Annotated in this window: 17 protein-coding genes; 15 read left to right on the top strand and 2 right to left on the bottom strand. The window is 44.6% G+C overall.

Annotated features, from left to right (window positions below; all coding sequences use genetic code 11):
- The first annotated feature begins 83 nt into the window (after window positions 1–83).
- From V7K76_RS09435 to folE, 4 genes are all read left to right on the top strand, one after another.
- A complete protein-coding gene (locus V7K76_RS09435; protein ID WP_334776398.1) occupies window positions 84–1,103 on the top strand; it encodes a long-chain acyl-[acyl-carrier-protein] reductase in 1,020 nt (339 codons plus the stop codon).
- 149 nt (window positions 1,104–1,252) lie between these two features.
- Window positions 1,253–2,233, top strand: coding sequence for an acetyl-CoA carboxylase carboxyltransferase subunit alpha (locus V7K76_RS09430; RefSeq protein ID WP_334776397.1), 981 nt, complete (start codon window positions 1,253–1,255; stop codon window positions 2,231–2,233).
- A 355-nt stretch (window positions 2,234–2,588) separates the two neighbouring features.
- Entirely contained in the window at window positions 2,589–3,314 is a 726-nt protein-coding gene (locus V7K76_RS09425; RefSeq protein ID WP_334776396.1) for an SDR family oxidoreductase, read from the top strand.
- Window positions 3,315–3,421: 107 nt separating this feature from the next.
- Entirely contained in the window at window positions 3,422–4,129 is a 708-nt protein-coding gene (gene folE, locus V7K76_RS09420; RefSeq protein WP_334776395.1) for a GTP cyclohydrolase I FolE, read from the top strand.
- A gap of 604 nt (window positions 4,130–4,733) precedes the next feature.
- On the opposite strand, the gene V7K76_RS09415 is transcribed toward folE, so the two are convergent.
- Window positions 4,734–5,390 carry a phosphoribosylanthranilate isomerase gene (locus V7K76_RS09415; RefSeq protein WP_334776394.1) on the bottom strand — a complete coding sequence of 219 codons (657 nt, stop codon included), beginning with the start codon at window positions 5,388–5,390 and terminating at the stop codon, window positions 4,734–4,736.
- A 121-nt stretch (window positions 5,391–5,511) separates the two neighbouring features.
- Here V7K76_RS09415 and psaK point away from each other — a divergent pair, with 121 nt between their 5' ends.
- From psaK to V7K76_RS09365, 10 genes are all read left to right on the top strand, one after another.
- Window positions 5,512–5,766: a photosystem I reaction center subunit PsaK gene (gene psaK, locus V7K76_RS09410; protein ID WP_334776393.1), complete on the top strand. Its 255-nt coding sequence runs from the start codon at window positions 5,512–5,514 to the stop codon at window positions 5,764–5,766.
- A 504-nt stretch (window positions 5,767–6,270) separates the two neighbouring features.
- Window positions 6,271–7,467, top strand: a complete 1,197-nt coding sequence (locus tag V7K76_RS09405; RefSeq protein WP_334776392.1) for a site-2 protease family protein — start codon at window positions 6,271–6,273, stop codon at window positions 7,465–7,467.
- A gap of 512 nt (window positions 7,468–7,979) precedes the next feature.
- Window positions 7,980–9,350 (top strand): ribosome biogenesis GTPase Der, encoded by a 1,371-nt coding sequence (gene der, locus V7K76_RS09400; protein WP_334776391.1) that lies wholly within the window; start codon window positions 7,980–7,982, stop codon window positions 9,348–9,350.
- 66 nt (window positions 9,351–9,416) lie between these two features.
- Entirely contained in the window at window positions 9,417–10,334 is a 918-nt protein-coding gene (locus V7K76_RS09395) for an energy-coupling factor transporter transmembrane component T family protein (RefSeq protein WP_334776390.1), read from the top strand.
- 511 nt (window positions 10,335–10,845) lie between these two features.
- Window positions 10,846–11,145, top strand: coding sequence for a hypothetical protein (locus tag V7K76_RS09390; protein WP_334776389.1), 300 nt, complete (start codon window positions 10,846–10,848; stop codon window positions 11,143–11,145).
- A 165-nt stretch (window positions 11,146–11,310) separates the two neighbouring features.
- Complete coding sequence (gene pipX / locus V7K76_RS09385) at window positions 11,311–11,589, top strand: transcriptional coactivator PipX (protein ID WP_069068710.1); 279 nt, start codon at window positions 11,311–11,313, stop codon at window positions 11,587–11,589.
- Window positions 11,586–12,254: a YggS family pyridoxal phosphate-dependent enzyme gene (locus tag V7K76_RS09380; RefSeq protein WP_334776388.1), complete on the top strand. Its 669-nt coding sequence runs from the start codon at window positions 11,586–11,588 to the stop codon at window positions 12,252–12,254. Before pipX ends, V7K76_RS09380 begins: the two co-directional genes overlap by 4 nt.
- Before the next feature lie 367 nt (window positions 12,255–12,621).
- Window positions 12,622–13,224: a cell division protein SepF gene (locus V7K76_RS09375; protein WP_334776387.1), complete on the top strand. Its 603-nt coding sequence runs from the start codon at window positions 12,622–12,624 to the stop codon at window positions 13,222–13,224.
- A gap of 106 nt (window positions 13,225–13,330) precedes the next feature.
- Window positions 13,331–14,149 carry a pyrroline-5-carboxylate reductase gene (gene proC / locus V7K76_RS09370; RefSeq protein WP_334776386.1) on the top strand — a complete coding sequence of 273 codons (819 nt, stop codon included), beginning with the start codon at window positions 13,331–13,333 and terminating at the stop codon, window positions 14,147–14,149.
- A gap of 253 nt (window positions 14,150–14,402) precedes the next feature.
- Window positions 14,403–17,078, top strand: a complete 2,676-nt coding sequence (locus tag V7K76_RS09365; protein ID WP_334776385.1) for a DEAD/DEAH box helicase — start codon at window positions 14,403–14,405, stop codon at window positions 17,076–17,078.
- A gap of 241 nt (window positions 17,079–17,319) precedes the next feature.
- Here the strand turns inward: V7K76_RS09365 and V7K76_RS09360 are convergent, their stop codons facing one another.
- Entirely contained in the window at window positions 17,320–17,700 is a 381-nt protein-coding gene (locus V7K76_RS09360; RefSeq protein ID WP_334776384.1) for a hypothetical protein, read from the bottom strand.
- A 797-nt stretch (window positions 17,701–18,497) separates the two neighbouring features.
- Here V7K76_RS09360 and bchB point away from each other — a divergent pair.
- Window positions 18,498–20,024, top strand: coding sequence for a ferredoxin:protochlorophyllide reductase (ATP-dependent) subunit B (bchB, locus tag V7K76_RS09355; RefSeq protein WP_334776383.1), 1,527 nt, complete (start codon window positions 18,498–18,500; stop codon window positions 20,022–20,024).
- The last annotated feature ends 194 nt before the right edge of the window (window positions 20,025–20,218 follow it).

The following is a 20,218-nucleotide window of genomic DNA, read 5'->3' as shown; positions in this document are numbered from 1 at the left end:
GTCGTACTCCTAACTCCTAACTCCCAACTCCTAACTCTCCGAAATTTCCACGCCTCAAGACAGCATAAGCCTAATATCACTACATGTTTGGTCTAATTGGACATCTGACTAGTTTAGAACACGCTCAAGCGGTAGCTCAAGAATTGGGATACCCAGAATATGCCGATCAAGGTCTAGACTTTTGGTGCAGCGCCCCGCCGCAAATTGTTGATACCATTATTGTCACCAGTGTAACTGGGCAACAAATTGAAGGACGGTATGTAGAATCTTGCTTTTTGCCGGAAATGCTAGCTAGTCGCCGCATCAAAGCCGCAACACGCAAAATCCTCAACGCTATGGCCCATGCACAGAAGCATGGCATTAACATCACCGCTTTAGGTGGATTTTCCTCAATTATTTTTGAAAACTTTAAGTTAGAACAGTTTAGCCAAGTCCGCAACATTAAACTAGAGTTTGAACGCTTCACCACCGGAAACACGCATACTGCCTACATTATTTGTAAGCAGGTGGAAGAAGCCTCGAAACAACTGGGAATTGAAATGTCAAATGCGACTATTGCAATCTGTGGCGCAACTGGGGATATTGGCAGTGCTGTTACACGCTGGCTAGATGCAAAAACAGATGTCAAAGAACTTTTGCTGATCGCCCGCGATCAAGAACGTCTCAAAGCCTTGCAAGACGAACTAGGGCGAGGGAAAATCATGGGTTTGACAGAAGCACTGCCCCAAGCTGATGTTGTCGTTTGGGTTGCTAGTATGCCCAGAGGCGTGGAAATTGACCCTACCACTTTGAAGCAACCCTGTTTGTTGATTGATGGTGGCTATCCTAAAAACTTAGCGACGAAAATTCAGCACCCTGGCGTACACGTGTTAAATGGTGGAATTGTAGAGCATTCTCTAGATATTGACTGGAAAATCATGAAAATCGTCAATATGGATGTTCCAGCGCGCCAGTTGTTTGCTTGTTTTGCCGAATCAATGCTGCTGGAATTTGAGAAGTTATACACGAACTTTTCGTGGGGACGGAATCAGATTACCGTAGACAAAATGGAGCAGATTGGTAAGGTGTCAGTAAAACATGGATTTAGACCACTGCTTGTTTAAGAGTTAGGAGTTAAGAGTTAGGAGTTAAGAGTTAATAACTTTCATAATTCCACAGCTTCTAAAACCTCATTCCTAACTCCTAACTCCTCACTCTGAAAAACTCCTCACTCTAAAAAACTCCTCACTCTGAAAAATTCATAACCCCTACGATGGCAACTACTGAGCGTAAACCGCTACTGTTAGATTTTGAAAAACCCCTAGCAGAACTCGCAAACCGAATCGATCAGATTCGGCAACTTGCAGAAGAAAATGGCGTCGATGTTTCTGGTGAAATTCGCAAACTAGAGGCACGCGCTATGCAACTGCGTGAGGAGATTTTCAGTACTCTATCCCCATCTCAGCGATTGCAAGTTGCTCGTCATCCGCGTCGCCCCAGTACTCTCGATTACATTCAAGCTATTAGTGATGAATGGATGGAACTGCATGGCGATCGCTGTGGTGGTGACGATCCGGCTTTAGTTGGTGGTGTCGGCCGTCTGAGTGGACAACCTGTGGTGATGTTGGGTCATCAAAAGGGCCGCGATACTAAAGACAATATTGCCCGTAACTTTGGAATGCCTTACCCTGGCGGCTACCGCAAAGCCATGCGGTTGATGGAACACGCCAATAAATTTAGTATGCCCATACTAACTTTTATCGACACGCCGGGAGCCTGGTCTGGGGTAGAAGCAGAACACCAAGGTCAAGGAGAAGCGATCGCTTACAACTTACGGGAAATGTTTTGCCTGGATGTGCCAATTATCTGCACAGTGATCGGTGAAGGTGGTTCCGGTGGGGCACTCGGTATTGGCGTAGGCGATCGCCTACTCATGTTTGAACACTCCGTTTACACCGTCGCCACCCCCGAAGCCTGCGCCGCTATTTTGTGGAAAGATGCTGGTAAGGCTCCCCAAGCCGCAGTGGCTCTAAAAATTATTTCCCACGACTTGAAAAAGTTGGGAATTATCGACCAAATCCTGCCTGAACCTACTGGTGGCGCTCATTCTGACCCTTTAAAAGCCGCTACCACTCTCAAGCAAGTGCTGATGGAAAACTTGGACGAACTCAATCGTTTAACCGGTCCAGAACGCCGCCAACTGCGCTACGAAAAATTCCGCAAAATCGGAGTTTTTACAGAAGTTGCCCACTAACAACACTGCATAATGATTGATTAGTAAAGCAGCAATGCTATAATTGCCTATGTGCTTAAAGATTTTTAACAATCTAGCCATAGGCATTTGCATGTTTGGCAAATCTACTCAATTTGATTGAGTGGGTTTTGTATTGTGTAAATAATCTAATTTAAATGTACGGCGTGGTTTTCCAGGCAATGGTTTGTTGTATTCACTGGTAAAACCCACAATATGGGTAGTATTGTGCTGCATCATAGCATCTGCTTAATGGAAATCATCAGATTTTTAGATTCCTTTAATCTATCCAAACCGAGAAGTGTAAATAATTGGATGGTAATAGGCTTTGGGAACTGCCAAAAAATTGGGAGACACCATGAGTGTTGAGCAAAAACGACGCGCCCTGATTACTGGGGCAAGTAGTGGAATTGGGAAAGCAACGGCTTTAGCCTTTGCAAAAGCGGGAATAGATATTGCCTTAGTCAGCCGTTCTTTGGATAAGTTAGAGGCGGTAAGAGAAGCCGTAGAGCATACTGGGGTGGAAGCGAAAGCTTACGCTGTAGATTTAGCGCGGATCTCCGAAGTCAAAGACAACATCCAAGCGATCGCCCTTGACTTTGGTAATCTAGACATTCTGGTAAACAGTGCTGGCATCGCCTATACAGGCACTTTGAGCGAAACTCCCCTAGAAGACTGGCAGCAGGTAATTAACTTGAATCTTACCAGCGTGTTTCAGTGCATTGTGGGGATTTTACCTTCAATGCGCGATCGCGGCACAGGCACAATTATCAACGTGGCCTCAATTGCCGCCAAGCAACCCTTTCCTGGTTGGGGAGCATACAGCGTCAGCAAAGCTGGTTTGATAGCCCTCTCTCAAACCCTGGCACAAGAAGAACGCACCCACGGCATTCGTGTCACAGCTATCTGTCCCGGCGCAGTCAATACTGAACTTTGGGATACAGAAACAGTCCACGTCAACTTAGACCGTTCCAAAATGTTAACCCCGGAAATTGTGGCCCAATCAATTCTTTACACTGTTCTGTTACCACAACAAGCAGTTATTGATGAATTGACCTTGATGCCCAGCGCTGGCGCACTCTAATTGCGAAGTTAGAAGTTAGGAGTTAGGAGTTAGGAATTATAATTTTTAACTCATAACTCATAACTCATAACTCATAACTAAATTCAAACCATAACCAAGACTGAATCATGACTATTGCTAGTTCCAACGGTTCCAATTGCTCTCAATCACCTCTGATTCCCGACTTGGCAGAAGCCATAACTCCTAGACCCGATCGCAATACTCATAACGGGCGACAAGCGGATGTGTTGCCGCCAAAAGAGGAACAACTTGAGGAAATGAAGGATGCCGTGCGAGCAATAATATTGGGCGTTGGCGAAGATCCTGAACGTGAAGGACTGCTGAAAACACCCAAACGAGTAGCCGAGGCAATGCGGTTTCTTACCAGTGGCTACAACCAATCCCTTGAAGAACTCGTTAACGATGCCATCTTTGATGAAGGACATAGCGAGATGGTACTAGTTAGAGATATTAATTTCTTTAGTTTGTGCGAACACCACATGCTGCCATTTATGGGTAGAGCGCACGTTGCTTATATCCCCAACCAAAAAGTTGTTGGACTGAGTAAGCTAGCCCGGATTGTTGAGATGTATTCTCGGCGCTTGCAAGTGCAGGAGAGGTTAACCCGCCAAATTGCCGAAGCAATCCAGACCATTCTAGAACCTCAAGGCGTAGCCGTTGTGATGGAAGCTAGCCACATGTGCATGGTGATGCGGGGCGTTCAAAAACCAGGTTCTTGGACTGTCACTAGCGCAATGGTTGGTGTATTCCAAGAGGATCACAAAACGCGCGAAGAATTTTTTAACTTAATTCGCCACCAAGCGGCATTTTTTTGAGTGCTGAGTGAATGAGTGCTGAGTGCTGAGTGCTGAGGGACTTCCAAGAAATAAATTATCCAATCTTGTGGGGTGGGCATCTTGCCCGCCTTTGGTTGCTGGGCGGGCGAGACGCCCACCCCACAATAAATAGTTGGATATTTTTTTATTTGGAAGTCCCTGAGTTAAGAGTGCTGAGTGCTGAGTTAGGAGTTACAGCTATTTTCAGATAAATAGACCACACGGTAGGGTTACAGCAATGCTCATTGGTGTCAACAAATAGGGAGTAGGGAACAGGGAGTAGGGAGTAGGGAAGACGGCATTGGTCGGGGTTTCAAGCCCCGACCAATGCTATCGTCTTGAAAAACGGGGCTTGTATCCCACTGGTTGTTGGGGCTAGTTTTTTCCCCTACTCCCTACTCCCTACTCCCTACTCCCGCCCCAACGGGGCTTGGTCAACTTAACGTGAAAGCAGTCTAGAACTAGCTTTTAGATTGCCTCGTTCCCAGTCTCCGACTGGGAATGCTCGTCGTTGGGGCTGCCGCCTCCCTTACTGGCGGCAGAGCCGCTTTTGAGTTGCATTTCCAGCCTCCGGCTGGAAACGAGGTTTTAAAGGAGTTTCAGCTTAAGTTGACACCAATGGTCTTAGTAACCCAATGTTCTTTAGACTCTGAAATAGAAGTGCTACTTTATCTAAATCCTTATCTCCTGGTTTCCGTTCCACACTACTAGATAAATCAATGCCGCTAGGATTAACCTGATTTAGGGCTTCCACAATATTATCGGCTGTTAGTCCTCCTGCTAAAAACCAAGGACAACTAGGGCTAAATTGTTCTAGCATTGTCCAATCTAAAGTTTTGCCTGTACCACCCAGTTGTTGCGGATGGTAAGCATCAAGTAATAAAGCATCTACGTATTCTGTGTAATTAGTCGCTGTCTCTAGATGCTCAAGACTACGAATTCTCAGGGCTTTAATAATTTCGACATTGGGCAAAGCTTGACGTACTTGGTCGCAAAAATTTGCTGATTCATCTCCGTGTAACTGCACACCAGTCAACCCAGAATCAAGAACTATCTGAATAATTTCAGAGATACTCGCGTTGGCAAAAACCCCAATTGTGTCAATATTTGCTGGTAGTTCTGCCACTGCTGTCCGAATTTGGGATGTAGTCACGTAACGAGGTGAGGTGGGCACACAAATAAATCCTAGTGCCGTTGCGCCCAGAGAGGCGATCGCTATAGACTGTTGTGGTTGAGTAATGCCGCAAATCTTAACACGCATGAAAATCTAACAAATTTAAACTAATTATCAAAAAAGTCTAAACTATCTAAAAAACTTTTGGGCCTTGTAATTTTATAATCTTGTAGGTCTACGTTAACTTTTCTATTCAGGAGACAAAAGCTTGATTTCCTCTATTTTATTAGCAGTAGTTGCATCTGTTCCTGCAACACCTGTGTGGAATCCCACAGTCGGCATCATCATCAGCGTCAGCAGCTTAGTAATAGTTTTACTAAGTACTAAGATTGAAAAACCCCTAGTTGGCCCCAAGTTCCCTATTCTGCCAATTAGTATTCCAACATTCGTTGCTGCTATGGCTTTTGGTCATATTATCGGTATTGGCATAGTTCTAGGATTGACTAACATCGGTCGTCTGTAGTTTTGTGATGACAAAGGTGTTACTTGTAACACTGCGAACAATACACAACTCCTAAAAACGATTCTGGGCAGGGGGAATAGGGGAGCAGAAGTATTAATTATTTCAATACCCAATGCCCCATGCCCCATGCCCAATTCTCATCAATGCTTAACTTTAGAGTTTTGCTCTCCGAATTTTAGATTTTAAACTTTGGATAATGGAATTGAATATTCAAAATTCCAAATTAAAAAAGGTCTGAGAGCAAGCGAATTTAAACACGAGAATCAATCTAAAATCCAAAACCTAAAATTAATTGATCGGCCTCCGACTTAATTGCTGAGGTCAATCTAAAATCTAAAATCTAAAATCCAAAATTGTTTGATATGCATTAATTGTCTATTCTAGAAATAAGAACATTACGTCATTCGGCACTACCGAATTGATGCTCAATATAAATGTGTGTACGAATATGCATAGCATATCGGTATAAAAAGTACTGCCGATATCTAGTTATAGGACAATATAATGCAAACAAATTGGAAAATTGGGTCATTATTTGGAATTCCCCTGTTTTTAGACCCTTTATGGTTTGTGATTTTAGGGTTGGCAACTCTCAATTTTGGGGTAGCTTATCAAGAATGGGGAAATATGATCGCTTGGAGTGCTGGAATTGTCATGGCACTGCTGCTATTTGGTTCGGTGCTGTTACATGAGTTGGGTCACAGCTTGGTAGCCCGATCGCAAGGCATTAGAGTTAATTCAATTACCCTATTTATGTTTGGCGGGATTGCTGCCATTGAAGAAGAATCTAAAACTCCTTTCAAAGCCTTTCAAGTAGCGATCGCTGGCCCTTTGGTGAGTATCATCCTATTTGTCCTGCTCCGCCTAGCTGTTATTGTGATACCTGATACTAATCCCCTCAGTGTCATGGTTGGAGATTTGGCGAGAATTAACTTAGTGGTGGCTCTATTTAACCTGATTCCTGGCTTACCTCTAGATGGGGGACAAGTGTTAAAAGCAGCACTATGGCAAATCACAGGTAATCGTTTTCAAGCCGTACACTGGGCTGCAAAAGCGGGGCAAATATTGGGTTATGGTGCGATCGCTTTAGGGTTTGTTGTGGATTTTGTCACCAGAGAGTTAGTAGTTGGTTTGTGGATTGCGTTGTTAGGTTGGTTTGCTGTCCGCAACGCTAATAACTATGACAACATGACTACCTTGCAAGAAAGCCTACTCAAAGTCGTAGCGGCCGATGCCATGACCCGTGATTTTCGCGTCATTGATGCTGACCAGACATTGCGTTCCTTTGCCGATTTATATCTCTTAGAAACCTCTCCCTCACAGGTTTATTTTGCCGCTTCTGATGGACGTTATCGGGGTCTAGTTTCCATTGACGATTTCCGTTTAACCCAAAGGGGTGAATGGGAAACCCAAACATTGCACAGCATAGTCCATCCCCTGATAGAAATACCCAGCGTTGCAGAATCAACAACAATCGCTGAGGTAATTAACAAGCTAGAAAATGAGCAGTTACCTCGAATTACCGTGCTTTCTCCTGCTGGTGCCGTAGCTGGTGTAATTGATCGGGGGGATATTGTGCGATCGCTAGCGCAAAAGTTAAATTTGCAGATAACCGATGCTGAAATTAAGCGTATCAAGTCAGAAGGTAGCTATCCACCGGGGTTGCAACTGGGAGTAATCGCGAAATCGACTACAAATTAAACGTCATACACTCGTCATAGGTTTGCAATAGATACGTCAAAAGCGTGTGTGATATTTAATTTGGTATTTGGTTACAAAATGCTTTTTTTGGGTAAAAGGTAGGTTCTCCTACCTTTTTTATTTTTAAAAGTATTGACATCACTGAATACGTGAGCATTAGGCATTAGGCAAAACAGTTCCGAGTTCCGTTAGCGGTAGCGGGGCGTTTAGCCCTTGCTGATCGTTCTTTTATCCCTCAAAATTAATGGGACAGACTACTAGTCCCCAGATTGTTGACGGTGCGGCGCTTGGCGACAACACACCCTACATTAAAATTCCTTAACATAGCTGGAAATATTAGCACTAACTTACTTAGTCCCCAGTCCCCAATCCCCAATCCCCAGTCCCCAATCCCCACTCCCCAGTCCCCAGTCCCCAATCCCCAATCCCCAAAAATTAAATTAAAACTTCCAGTTTAAAGTGAGTAAAATGTAAGGGCGTGATATACTACACGTCTCACTTACCCTGGTTTTATGGCACTGCCAATTGTTGCAATTATCGGACGCCCAAATGTGGGCAAATCCACCCTGGTTAATCGACTCGCCGGGGAACAAACGGCGATTGTCCATGATGAACCGGGAGTGACACGCGATCGCACTTATCTTCCAGCTTTCTGGAATGGTCGCGAGTTTTTAGTGGTAGACACTGGTGGTTTAGTTTTTAATGATGATACCGAATTTTTACCACTGATTCGCCAACAGGCAATGACAGCCCTTGCAGAAGCGTGTGGCGCTATTTTTGTCGTCGATGGTCAAACAGGCCCCACCTCGGCAGATTTAGAAATCGCCGAATGGATGCGCCAACAACGCGTACCTGTGCTACTAGCTGTAAATAAATGTGAATCCACAGAACAAGGCTTAATGCAGGCTGCCGAATTTTGGGAATTGGGATTGGGCGAACCTTACCCCATCTCCGCGATTCATGGCAGTGGCACAGGAGAGTTACTCGACGAGTTAGTTAATCACATCCCTGCGATTGAAGACATCCCAGACACGAATGAAATCAAAGTAGCAATTGTGGGACGGCCGAATGTCGGCAAATCAAGCTTACTCAATTCTTTTGTTGGCGAAGAAAGGGCAATTGTCAGCCCCATTTCTGGCACTACCCGTGATGCCATTGATACCGTCATTGAACGAGCCGGACAAACCTACCGCTTGATTGATACTGCCGGTATTCGCAAAAAGAAACACATCGAATACGGCACAGAATTTTTTAGTATTAACCGTGCTTTCAAAGCGATTCGCCGCGCTGACGTGGTTTTATTAGTAATAGATGCCGTAGATGGAGTTACTGAGCAAGACCAAAAATTAGCTGGACGGATTATCGAAGAAGGTCGAGCTTGCATCATCGTTGTAAATAAGTGGGATGCTGTCGAAAAAGACTCTTACACAATCTACGACTACGAAAAAACTCTGCAATCACGGTTACATTTTACCGAATGGGCAGAAACAATCTTTGTGAGTGCCTTGTCAGGACAACGGGTAGAAAAAATTCTCGAATTGGTGAAAACGGCGGCGGAATCACACAAACGCCGTGTTAGCACATCAGTAATTAACGAAGTTTTAACAGATGCCGTCAGTTGGCATTCACCGCCAGCATCTCGTGGTGGGCGTCAGGGCAAGATTTACTATGGTACACAAGTCAGTAGCCAACCACCAACGATCGCACTATTTGTCAATGATTCCAAACGCTTCAACGACAACTACCGCCGCTACATTGAACGGCAATTTCGTCAACAGCTAGGATTTAAAGGCACACCAATTATTTTGCTGTGGCGGAGCAAAAAAGTCCGTGATGCGGAAAGTGGTAATGTTAATAGAGCAACTCGCGTCAAAATAAGTTAGGAATAGAGACGCGATGAATCGCGTCTGTACAAGAGAGACTCCTCATTCCTCACTCCTAACTCTAAAATGGATTTATTGCGATCGCTGCCACTTGGACTTTATTTAGAACAACCCCAAACTTGGCTGCATAAAATTGATCCGCGAGTCAAGTTCGCCTGGTTGATGAGCTTTTTAACAAGCTATATTTTAGCCAACAACAATTGGCGGGTGCTTCTGGTGGTAGTATTGATTATTGCCACCTTGATTGCCAGAATTCCCCGCCGCGTATGGCAGCAGCAAATGGGTTGGTTATTAATGCTATCGTTTTTTGTACTAGCGATCGCAGCCATCAGTCCTGATGGACTGGGTGTAGATTATCAGTCACGCCTACCAGCTAATGAACAAATCTTAACCCAGCCAGCATTCTCTAATAATATTAAAGAGCCACCAGCTGAGAAAAAAGCATACAGTTACGTACTATTTCACAAAGGCCCAGTCAAAGTTAGTCGCTACTCCTTGGATTTGGCAGTACGCCTAAGTACCCTGATCTTTACCGTCATTTACAGCACCAACTTGTATCTGCTGACAACCGCACCAGAAGAAATCACATCTGGCATAGAAAGCCTAATGCAACCCTTGCGACGCTTCAAGTTGCCCGTCACAGAAATTGCTTTAACTTTAACCTTGTCCTTGCGCTTTATTCCCTTGGTTTTAGAAGAAGTGCAAAATTTATTTCGTTCTGTGATGACAAGGGCAATTAATTGGAAAAAGCTGGGATTAAAAGGAGGATTCAAGGTTTGGATGACAGTCGCAGAGAGACTTTTAGAAAATCTTCTCTTACGAGCCGATCAAATGGCAAATGCTATGATGGTACGGGGTTTTACCAGTCCCAATGAGCATCGAGTGCAGTGGCACGACTTACGATTAAAAGGGCGTGACTGGTTAGCGATCGCAACTTTAATCTTATTCTGGGGAATACGACTAGCTATAGGAACTCAGGCGTAATTTTGCGCCGAGAAAATAGTAAGAGCAGAATTCAGAATTCAGGAGTCAGAATTCAGGAGTCAGAAGTAAAACAAAGCATTAAATCGCCGTCTCTACCAAAGACTAATTATTGTAGAGACGGCGATTCATCGCGTCTCTTGCTCTTGCCCTAACCGAACAGTATTGAGCTATAAGTAACAATATGGTAGGGTAAATTGAACAGCTACCAGCCATAAAATTGATCCCCTAGCATTTCCTGTAGATTTTAGCTATTAATCAGCCTTACTCGAACACTACAAACTAATCTCAATATTTTTGACCGACACCCTTATGAATCTCTGCACAACGCTCAGGCACAAATTCCACTACTAAAAATACTGGATAATCAATAGACCTTTTGGCATAAATGATAGTTTTCTTCCCAATCCCCAATCCCCAATCCCCAATCCCCAATTTTGTGCCATTGGGCGACAGTTGTGGCAGTATGGAAAGAAGTTGAAAAATTTGTCGTTGCCGTTGGGAACTTCAAAGGGTGTTTTTCCTTCCTACGTCGAGCTTTCAACCAGAGGATTGGGAATATTTTGTGCCTTATCCCTACAGATTGGTAAATCGAACTCACCAAAGCAGTCCTGATGAAACAAGTTTCACAGCCTTGAATGAAAGAATAACTGGGGACTGGGGACTGGGGACTGGGGACTGGGAACTAGTATTTTTACTCAGCACTCAGCACTCAGCACTTTCAAGTCAGATGGTGATATTTGTCAAACAGCCTCTACTCTTTGAATCTACGCTTCGCGGCTTCTGTTGTACCATTGCGCTTCACTACCACTAGCTTCATCTGCCCATTAGGAACTAGATCAAGGTCTTCGTAACCGCAGTTTCGCATTTTAACCAAATATTCTGACGAATGTTGGTATTATCGTCTGAATGTTTGGAATTTACTGCGAAAAGATATATATACTTCCAACTTCCACCTTGACTACACGTTGACCCTTAAATGAATCCAGAAAACGCAGAAACTTACATAAACCATCCAACTTGGGGTTTACTCTACAAAATCTGTATGGTTGATGAAAACCAGGATTTGTTCACCACACTTTATGCCCAGCGCTTATTCTTTTTGGTGGCAAATGACGTTAAAGGTGTCAAATTCCAGTCTCTAGGACGTACTGAGGCCAGAATGATGTTGGAAAATCGCTTACGTACCCTGCGGCGCAGTGGGCATTCTCAGGAGTACGATCAGCTTCAGAGTGTTTTCCAGCGCACCTTCCAATGAACAGTTCGATTTCCGAACGTATTGTTACTATTCGCTCCTCACTACCAACGTCAGTCAAACTGATTGCTGTTAGCAAGCAAGTTTCTGCCCAGGCCATTCGGTCTGCATACAATGCAGGAATTCGTGATTTTGGGGAAAGTCGTATCCAAGAAGCTGCCAGCAAACAAGCCGAGTTGCAAGACTTACCGGATATTACCTGGCACTTTATTGGACATTTACAAGGCAATAAAGCCAAAAAAGCCATTGAGCAATTCCCTTGGATTCACTCTGTTGATAATTTGAAGCTGGCACAGCGCTTAGACCAATTAGCGCAACAGCTAGGAGTGAGTCCCCAGGTTTGCCTGCAAGTGAAAATTCTCCCCGACCCCAGCAAGTCTGGTTGGAGTGTGTCAGAACTTTTAGCTGATTTACCCACACTGAATCAATACAAAAGTTTACAAATTCAAGGTTTGATGACAATTCCGCCTTCAGGATTAAAAGATTCCGAAATTCTCAGTGTGTTTAATCGCAATCGTCAGCTAGCCAAAGAAATCCAGGAGGAAAACTGGTCGCATATTAGAATGCAGCACCTATCTATGGGTATGTCAGGCGACTACGAACTGGCAGTACAAGCAGGCGCAACGATGGTACGATTAGGAACAATCTTGTTTGGCGATCGCTATTAGCCAATTAATCATCAGCCTTACAGGGCAGTATTAATAGAAGCTAAGGATTTGTTGACAAGAATTTTCTCACAGACTGGTGCAATCCGGAACAAAGGATATAGTATTGACAAGAGCAATCGCCAAGGGAAAATGGGGTATAAAGAAGTTTCCTTCGGATAAACCTTAGGATATAATCTTGACTCGTTATTATGTTTAGGCGATGCACAGACCTTTCTAATAAGTGTCGGTTCATCGCCAAAATTCGTAGTATGGGCTACAACTAGCAATACACTTGCTGAAGTATCCACCGATGTAGCGGTCGCTCCTAGCTCAACTAATCCTCAGCCAAGTCAATACAGGCTATTCGCACCAGGAGAGTACACACACAATGAACAACATTTTTTCCAAACTCAGAGACTTTGTAGGTCTAAATGAGCAAGTGGAATACGAGTATTACGAAGAAGAACCAGAAACAGATAATAATTACCAAAATCTGTATCAGCAAGAAAATCCCCAACCAGCACCACAAGAAAGCACAGCCGCTCAAAATCGACGCTGGCGGGAACCAGTGCCTACAATGGGAGATGATATGACAGCAGGTCAAAAGCCAATGGGGAATGTGATTGGTATGCCAGGAGCAATTAACGGAATTTCGGAAGTTTTAGTACTCGAACCACGCACCTTTGAAGAAATGCCCCAGGCAATTCAAGCGCTGCGCGAACGCAAGTCAGTGGTATTAAATCTGACAATCATGGACCCAGATCAAGCTCAACGAGCAGTAGATTTTGTTGCAGGTGGTACTTACGCACTAGATGGACATCAAGAACGCATCGGTGAGAGCATCTTTTTGTTTACACCAAGCTGTGTCCAAGTTAGTACCCAAGGTGGCGTTCTTCATGAAGTACCACAACCACCGGTACGTCCATCTCGCCCGACTACAGGTACTCCAAATCAAAGCTGGGGCAACGAAACTAACCGGATGGCACAATAAAGTTAAATTAGTAGTTAGTCCTTTGTCCTTTGTCATTTGTCCTGGGTTTTGCTCATAGTGACAAATGACAAACGACTAATGACCAATGACTAATGACCAATGACTAATGACTATAAAATTTGGCTTAATTGGTGGTGGGGTAATGGGAGAAGCGCTCTTATCCCGCCTTATTGCGCGTGGAATTTATCAATCATCAGAAGTCATAGTTAGCGAACCGCTACCTTCACGCTTAGATTTTTTAAAACAGCAATATGATGTTGCTGTGACTACAGATAATAGCCGAGTTTTCACCGAAGCAAAAGAAGTTCTCTTTTTGGCAGTGAAGCCGCAGGTATTTAGTGCGATCGCTCAAGAATTAGCAGATATTGATATTCTTCATAGAGAACATGCACCCCTAATTATTTCCATCTTGGCGGGTGTACCCTTAAGTCAGCTAGAAGCTGCATTTGTGCAATTGCCAGTGATTAGAGCAATGCCCAACACCCCGGCCACTGTGGGAGCAGGAGTTACCGCAATTTGTTCAGGTGCATATACCAATGCCTTGCATCACCAAATAGCACAGCAAGTTTTTTCTGCTGTAGGTGAGGTGGTGGAAGTGTCAGAAGCGCTGATGGATGCAGTTACAGGGTTATCTGGTAGCGGCCCCGCTTACGTGGCACTGTTAGTAGAAGCACTTGCAGATGGCGGAGTCGCCGCAGGTTTACCTAGAGCAATTGCCAATCAACTAGCCTTGCAAACCGTACTGGGAACAGCGAAACTGTTGCAAGAAACCAAAATGCACCCAGCAGAACTCAAAGATCGTGTTACCAGCCCTGGCGGTACAACCATTGCGGGGATTGCCAAGCTAGAACAGGCAGGATTTCGTTCCGCTTTAATTGAAGCAGTGAAAGCTGCCACAGAGCGATCGCAAGAGCTGGGAAAATGAGAGACTGGGGATTAGGGACTAGGGACTGGGGACTGGGGACTGGGGACTGGGGACTGGGGACTGGGTACTGGGGACTGGGTACTGGGGACTGGAAAATATTTTCAATCCCCAATCCCTAATCCCCAATCCCTAATCCCCAATCCCCAATCCCTAATCCCTAATACCCAATACCCAATACCCAATACCCAATCCCTAACGAAGTTGACAAAAGACTCGTTAGTATAGTAAACAATCTGGTTGCAAATGTGATTGAGTGAATTATCCTGCACCGTCTCCAGAACTTGACTTAGGGTCTATATTTCCCTTTGATCTGGATCAGTTTCAAAAAGAAGCGATCGCGTCCCTGAACGCTGGACGCTCCGTTGTTGTATGTGCCCCTACAGGTTCGGGCAAAACATTAGTCGGGGAATACGCTATTTACCGTGCCCTGGCGCGAGGAAAACGTGTATTTTACACCACTCCTCTAAAAGCGCTGTCGAATCAAAAATTACGTGACTTTCGAGAAAAATTCGGGTTTGATCAAGTCGGTCTGTTAACTGGAGATGCCTCCATTCACAGGGATGCACCGATTTTGGTGATGACCACAGAAATTTTCCGAAATATGCTCTACGGTACACCCATTGGGCAAGTAGGCATCTCATTGGTAGACGTGGAAGCGGTAATCCTTGATGAGTGCCACTACATGAACGATCGCCAGCGCGGTACTGTTTGGGAAGAATCAATCATCTATTGTCCTCGTGAAGTGCAACTGGCAGCCCTCTCAGCAACGGTTGCCAATAGCGATCAACTCACCGACTGGCTAAATCGCGTTCACGGCCCAACAGACCTGATTTACTCCGATTTTCGCCCAGTTCCCTTGGAATTTCACTTTTGCAATCCTAAAGGGTTATTTCCTCTACTGAATGATAGCAAAACTAAAATTAACCCCCGCCTTCAGAAGAAAAAGGGGAAAGGCGGAGAAAGGGACAGAGGGAGAAGTGGTAGACCGGAGGCTCCGGGTATAATTTTTACCCTCAGTCAGTTAGAGCAACGGGATATGCTACCAGCGATTTACTTTATCTTCAGCCGTCGGGGATGTGATAAGGCGGTGGCGGAAGTGGGAGATTTATGGCTGGTAAATAGTGAAGAATCCCAAATTTTACGGGAACAAATTGATGACTTTTTAGCCCGCAATCCTGAAGCTGGGCGTTCTGGACAAATTGCCCCCCTGTACCGAGGAATTGCTGCCCACCACGCCGGGATTTTGCCTGCTTGGAAAGCGCTGGTAGAAGAACTATTTCAGCAAGGGCTGATTAAAGTAGTATTTGCCACCGAGACATTAGCGGCGGGAATTAACATGCCTGCTCGGACAACGGTAATTTCTACCCTTTCTAAGCGGACTGATACTGGGCATCGCCTATTAAACGCTTCGGAATTCCTGCAAATGGCGGGACGAGCCGGGCGGCGGGGGATGGATAAACAAGGTCATGTGGTGACAGTCCAAACTCCCTTTGAAGGAGCCAAAGAAGCTGCGTATTTGGGAACATCCAAGCCAGACCCCTTAGTAAGCCAGTTTACGCCTAGTTACGGCATGGTACTCAACTTGCTGCAAACGCATACCCTAGAGCAAACCAGGGAACTGATAGAGCGCAGTTTTGGGCAGTACATGGCCACCTTGCATTTAAGACCGGAATATGATGAAATTGCCGAATTACAAACCCAATTAGCTCAACTACATGAGCAAATAGCCGCAGTTGATGAAAATGAACTGGCTGTTTATGAAAAATTGCGGCAACGGCTGAAAGTGGAACGCCAGATATTGAAAACCTTGCAAGAGCAAGCACAAGAAGATCGCAAAGAAGAATTGGTGATGATGTTGGGCTTTGCGGTATCAGGAACTCTGTTGAGTCTCAAAGGCAAAAATATCACCGTGTCTTCACCTGTAACCGCAGTATTAGTGGGAAAATCGCCTGGTTCTGGTCAAGCTCCTTATTTGGTATGCTTGGGGCATGATAACCGTTGGTATGTGGCAACCACCGGGGATGTAGTCGATTTGTATGCCGAACTGCCGCGAATTGAAGTGCCGCCTGATATGCTACCACCGCCAGAAATGCCCTTGAAGCCAGGACAGTCGCGCCGTGGTAATCAAGAAACATTTGCGATCGCATCGCGTATCCCCAATCCGATAGAATCTTTGCATCTGGCACCAGAAGTAGCAGAACAACTCAGTCGCACTACCGCCGTCCAAGAGCAATTAGAAGCTCATCCCCTACATCAATCAGGCAATGCGGCAACGCTTTTCAAACGCCGCGCCCGCTATGTCGAACTAGAAGCCGAACTCGAACAGTTGCAAGGACAAGTAGAGCAACAGTCACAACGTCATTGGGAAGAGTTTCTGAATTTAATTGCAATTCTGCAACACTTTGGCGGTTTGGATAACTTAATCCCCACAGTATTAGGGCGAATCGCTGCTGCCATTCGGGGTGAAAATGAATTGTGGTTGGGTTTAGTATTCGCTAGTGGTGAATTGGACAACTTAGATCCGCATCATTTAGCAGCAGCAGCAGCAGCTCTAGTGATGGAAACGCCCCGCCCAGATAGTAAGGTTAACTTTGAGCTTAGTAATGAAGTGGCAGAAGCCTTAGCAAAATTGCGGGGAATTCGTCGCCAAATGTTCCAACTACAACGGCGGTATAACGTAGCGCTGCCTATATGGTTGGAATTTGAGTTAATTGCCATAGTCGAACAATGGGCACTAGGAATCGAGTGGACAGAACTTTGTGAGAACACCACTTTAGATGAAGGCGATGTGGTGAGAATTTTACGCCGGACATTGGATTTATTGTCGCAGATACCCCATGTCCCCCATTTGCCAGACTCTTTCCAACGCAATGCCTATCGAGCGATGCAGCTGATTGATCGATTCCCAGTGAATGAAGTGGTTGAATAAACAAGACGCTCTTACGTACACAGAGTACTTGAGAATTTCTGCGTCTTTTTCTCTCAGGACTTAAGCAAAATTAGACGCTGTAGAGGCAATCCATGAATTGCCCCTACAATGAATTTACATTTAACCAAATAATAGTACTGGTACTTCGTTAAAAATGCTTTTTTGGTTTTGTATATCTTCTATACGTGATTAATCACGTGTGTCTCACAAAAGTTATGGTCGCTATCAACGCTATTCAATCTTAGTACACCAAGTTTCCAGTACCCTGCAACTGACGCAAAGAATTTATACATAATGGGCAGTCGCAGCCAAATAACTGAATTGCGCGATCGCTTTCTGCTTCAGTAAAGTTCAACATGGCAACATTCTGATTTGATACTGATGTCACAATAGTTGAGGCACTTGTAGAGGTATACGGACGTTTTCTCTCTGAATCTCGAATGCACACAAAATCTTGTTGACCATGTGGGTTAGTGATACAGGTACGACCGTCTCGTGTGTGCATTAATCGCTGTGTAATACTACCACTAGCATGGGCAGGATGAAATGCCACTAGCGTAGACATCATCGACACAAAAATTGAGGAAGTGGAAAGCAAATTCAGAAGAATTTTTTTGTTCATAGATTTACTTGAGAAAATTGTCTACTAGCTTAGGGTATTCGATTCACTTTCAAACTTCAAGTGAATTTTTTCTGAGAATAGTTTTATTGACATTTATTACCTAAAAAAGTTCCATATTTACACAGTTTGATCGCTAATTAGGTAGGTATGAATCAATTCAAAATTCAAAATGACGCTCTCTACGAGACGCTTCGCGAACGCGGACTCGCTAACGCTGCGCTAACAAAATTCAAAATTAAAGACAGTCACCCACAAGGGGTGGGGTTTCTACCTACCTTGGGAAACAATGAATAAACAAGAAATTGCTATATTTGATGGGAATAATCGAACTTTTGTATAACTACCTGCGGCAACCAGGGAAGGGGCTGTTCTTGTTAGCTATGTATTGAAATTAACTAAGAACTGATATTATAAACAAATTTACCGGAACATTAAGATTTTTTGACATAAACAACATGAATATTGTCTATATAGATAGCCTCATCCCAAGCATTAACTGAGTTTCAGCCATATTACCTCCCTGAAAACCCGCAACAAACCTTATTTTTTCTTAGCCAGTAGGTTTGAGAAAATCAGAAACGATTTAATAATCAAGCACTGATAAGTAGATGGGCTGAATTAAATATAATAAGACCCCCTCCCCTTGGCTTTAATCTTACTCCCCTTCTCTACCAACGGCACGCGGCGCGATGCCTACGGCGGTAAACTACGGACCGAAGGGGTTGGCGATCGGGTCTATCGGATATTTTTTACGCCCACTTACTTATTTATTTGAGTTGACAAGGGAAAACACAAACATGAAATTGGCTTACTGGATGTATGCTGGCCCAGCCCATATCGGCACTCTCCGAATCGCTAGTTCTTTTAAAAATGTTCATGCGATCATGCACGCTCCCATTGGCGATGACTACTTTAACGTCATGCGCTCCATGTTATCGCGGGAGAGAGATTTCACTCCAGTGACAACGAGTGTTGTCGATCGCAACGTTTTGGCACGCGGTTCCCAAGAGAAGGTAGTAGATAACATCACCCGTAAGGATGCCGAGGAACACCCAGATTTGATTGTGTTAACTCCCACCTGCACCTCTAGCATTTTGCAAGAGGATCTGCACAACTTTGTGGAACGGGCGCAGTTGGAAGCAAAGGGAGATGTAATGCTGGCGGATGTAAACCACTACCGCTACAACGAACTCCAAGCCGCCGATCGCACTTTGGATCAAATCGTCCAATATTACATTGAAAAAGCCCGTAAGCGCGGCGAATTGCCTGAGGGCAAAACAGCAAAACCCTCAGTTAACATTATCGGTACTACCACCCTTGGTTTCCACAATAATCACGACTGCACCGAACTCAAACGGCTGATGGCTGACTTGGGGATTGAAGTAAATACCTTAATTCCTGAAGGTGCTTCGGTGAATGACTTGAAGAAGATGTCCCAAGCCTGGTTTAACTTGGTGCCTTACCGTGAACTCGGTTTGACTACAGCCCGTTACCTGGAAGAACAATTTGGCACACCTTATATAGACATTACTCCAATGGGTGTAGTGGAAACTGCCCGTTGTATTCGCAAGATTCAACAGGTAATTAACGCTCAAGGTGCAGAAGTTGACTATGAAAACTTCATCAATGAGCAAACCCTGTATGTATCTCAGGCTGCTTGGTTCTCCCGTTCCATTGACTGTCAAAACTTGACTGGCAAAAAAGCTGTGGTCTTTGGTGATAACACGCACGCCGCCGCCATTACCAAGATTCTGACGCGAGAAATGGGGATTCACGTTGTTTGGGCTGGAACCTACTGTAAATATGATGCAGACTGGTTCCGCGAACAGGTGAGCGAGTATTGCGATGAAGTGTTAATCTCCGAAGATCATGGTGCAATTGGGGATGCGATCGCTCGTGTCGAGCCCTCCGCGATTTTCGGCACTCAAATGGAACGCCATGTTGGTAAGCGCTTAGATATTCCTTGCGGTGTAATTGCTGCACCAATCCACGTCCAAAACTTCCCCATCGGTTACAAACCATTTATGGGTTATGAAGGAACGAATCAGATTACAGATTTGATCTACAATTCCTTCACTTTGGGAATGGAAGATCACCTGTTAGAAATCTTCGGCGGCCATGATACCAAAGAAGTGATTACTAGAGGGATTTCTGCTGATTCTGATCTCAACTGGACAAAAGATGGTCAAGCAGAATTGAATAAGATTCCGGGATTTGTTCGCGGTAAAGTCAAGCGGAATACTGAGAAATTTGCCCGCGATCGCGGTTTCAAAGAAATTAACGCTGAAGTGTTGTACGCCGCCAAGGAAGCTGTCGGAGCCTAGTTTAGAGTTGAATTGAGAAGATTGAGGGGTGAGGAGTTATATACTTTTTACCCCCATTTTTTGGAAATAATCCCGCCTTGTTACCATAACAGCACTTACGTAGGGAGACGCTACGCGAGCGATCGCAATGACAAAAAACCTTACCTTTACGTAAGTAAATCCTGAATGCTTTAAGAAAATCCCACAGAAATATA

This window comes from Nostoc sp., assembly GCF_036917975.1.
In the GTDB taxonomy this organism is placed as follows: Bacteria; Cyanobacteriota; Cyanobacteriia; order Cyanobacteriales; family Nostocaceae; genus Nostoc.
Note: the sequence above shows the minus strand (reverse complement) of the source record. Positions and strands in the feature narration are given on the sequence as shown.